The organism is Bacillus cereus group sp. MYBK79-1 (assembly GCF_051915365.1).
Lineage (GTDB): Bacteria > Bacillota > Bacilli > Bacillales > Bacillaceae_G > Bacillus_A.
The window spans coordinates 1-2,892 of sequence record NZ_JBQAEO010000034.1 but is presented as its reverse complement, the minus strand read 5'-3'; the positions used below and the strand labels follow the sequence as shown (position 1 = coordinate 2,892).

Genomic DNA, 2,892 nt, shown 5'->3' with positions numbered 1-2,892 from the left:
CGGAAGTTAAGCTCTCTAGCGCCGATGGTAGTTGGGACCTTGTCCCTGTGAGAGTAGGACGTCGCCAAGCAAGCTTAAGACGAGTCAGAATGACTCGTCTTTTTTGTGTTTCATTAAACACGAACTTTTGGTGAAATCGTTATTAATTATAGCTTCACTTTGTTTTTATATCGATAAACTTGTAATTACAGCTACTATCGCTTCGCCTTCAGCGATAGTGAATTCTTCTGTCACTTCGTTCATTGGCATTATAGTTACTTCTATTGTCTTAATAATAGCTACAGGTTCATCCTGGCTATTGGGTACAATATTATAATCGTTAGTTGTTGGTAGTGTTTCATTTTCTAATTCATAAAAATATGGCTGGAGCATGTTGCTGTTGTTAACTCATCAATTACTAACTGTGCGAAATAATTAGGGGAGTTCTCTAACAATGGTTTTAACTCTTCGTCGGTTTCGTGAATAGACAAGAAGCTACCATCCGCTAAACAAGGAAAGAATTTTTTAAATACAAATTGTTTACCTGTCTCGGTCTATATATTCTTCAATATTGACTGAATCTTATTTTGTAATAGGTTATTTACCTCATTTATTTGTTTTAGGTAGTTATGTCGTAAAAATGGTGGAGTGAAAAAAATAATAACACATGCTTTCTTTTCTGGATCTAGTTGTTGAAGAGCTGCGATAATTTCAAAATATAGTTCTTGCAAATTTTGTGTGTTACTTTCTCGTATAACATCTTGAATAGCGATGTCTGGGTTAATGTCTAGGTTCCTTAATGTTTTTATATAGTCTGCATAGCTTATTACATCAATTTCCCAAGAAAGTTTTCGAATAGGAAGCCCTGTTATGAGTAAGTAATGTTCGAACTGCTCCTGCAAATAGTGTTCTACCTTTTTACAGACGTTACTCGTTTCTTCTAATAATAGAGAAAGAACCTTTTTGGTGTAGCTTCATAAATAAAATGATTAAAGTATAATTGGCTACTTGTTGCTGTTTGCACAGTATACTTCTCTTTATTATCACGCTGATATAAACAAGTTGGAGGGAGAACGAGTTCATCGGGAATAAGTTCAGTTAGTTTATAGTTGTTATGTAGTCTATTTGTGATTTGGGCTGCAATAAAATTAGGATCAATACCCGACAATGTATCACCATCATATAAGGGGGTTATAAAATCATTATTAATTGCCAAACGATACTGTAATTGTTTTTCTTGCTTTAGTCTTTCAAGTTCAGTTAAGGCAGAGAGAATACCATGATGTTCGCCTTCCCCATCTCCATTGAATAAGAGAAGTAGATTGCCTTCTAGTAAATGAATATGTTCTTAAAAGTATAGAATGTTAGCTAAATGAATAGCAGCACCGCTTTTCATATCAAGAGAGCCACGGTCAAACAACCAATCTCCAGATTTTGCATCGGTTTGAACATTCGTATCACTTTTGTAGGTTTGAAAATATTGTTCGAGTGTGTGAGGAGGGAAAGCATCGTCTTTTAATGGTCGGAAATCTTCAATGCCGACTGTATCTAGATGTGAATGATAAATAATAGTAGAAGGGGAGTTGTTTTTCGCTTTTATAAATGCAAATACATTGCTCCTGCCTATGGGATCATGAGCTACATCCTGAACCCATACGTGTTCATAAAATAAGGAAGACCTTTTAAAATGCTATATAGTTCATCTATAATCCGAACTTCTCCGCTAGTGCCGTTAATGCTATTAAATGAAACTAAATACTTTGTTAGTAACTCAATTTGCTCTTCTAACGTTAAATCTTGTAGTTGTTTATATATGGATATAGGATAAAACCTCCTTAAGTCTTATAATTGAGGATCTTTCGTAGAGAAGATAAGTGCAGGTGGAAAAATGATAGTATGTTTCCATAAATATAAGAGAGTGGTGATGTATAATAAAGGGTGGAATATTCGTTCTGTATAGGTATAATAGGTGTACTCAATTAATTGAGGTGCTCATTTTGAATTTAGTAGATGCGTTTAAAGATGAAATGCTATTACTAGGTTCGAATTCCAAAGATAGCTTATAACTTTACATATTTTAGTGACTTATTTAAGGGATATTCAGAATACACTAGGCCGTATTGAAGTGAGTGATACTAGATGTGAAATGGATAAAAGACCAATATTCTACTTGGGCTACCGGTTAATAATATGTGACTTATATGAACCTACAGTGATATGAAAAACATAAATAAACTTACTTTTCTATTTTGAAAACAGCACCTTATCTTTTAAAGCGCTAATATATTGAATAATAGAAGTGAATGGTGTTCGGATATCGTGTGAGGTAATGGCCAAAGGTGGTTTTCTAGATGCTCTTACCATCATCCGTTATAAGGATGCGTATATCTTTTATATCTGCGCATGTTTTTAATAGAGTTTTATTGATAGTACAGTAGGATAAATAAAGGAGGATGTTAGGGAATGTAATAACTACCTAGTTATATACTAATACTTTTTATAAATAACGTTGTTGGTTCTGTTGAGAGAAAACGTTCTTACAGATTAAGCCTTTTAATGAATAATGCTTTAAATTCAATTGAATATGTTTTGGAAGAATAGATTAAAGAGAAGTAGAAGATGGTTTCCGGTAATGAATCTTTGTAGGGCCATATCTAACTAAAAGAGCATAAAAATATTAAATTAAATAACTTTATAAAAAGGTATTGACGATTAGACTATAGAGGTGTAATATAGAACAAGTCGCCGATGCAATAACGCAGAGCGCGGCAAATGAAATAAAAAACTTAGTTGACATTAACTAACGAAGATGTTAACATAAGGAAGTCGCAAATGAGCGACCAAGTAGTTCTTTGAAAACTGAACGAAACAAACAACGTGAAACGTCAATTTTTATTTTTAGATGCTAGACAA

The 2,892-nt window shown here is 33.4% G+C and carries 1 protein-coding gene and 1 pseudogene; both read right to left on the bottom strand.

Features of this window, described 5'->3' with window-relative positions:
* Positions 1-201: 201 nt before the first annotated feature.
* A pseudogene (locus ACTFOB_RS26240) lies at positions 202-425 on the bottom strand (ASCH domain-containing protein); the annotation flags it as partial.
* A gap of 108 nt (positions 426-533) precedes the next feature.
* Positions 534-881 carry a hypothetical protein gene (locus ACTFOB_RS26235; protein ID WP_440030127.1) on the bottom strand — a complete coding sequence of 116 codons (348 nt, stop codon included), beginning with the start codon at positions 879-881 and terminating at the stop codon, positions 534-536.
* Between the last annotated feature and the right edge of the window lie 2,011 nt (positions 882-2,892).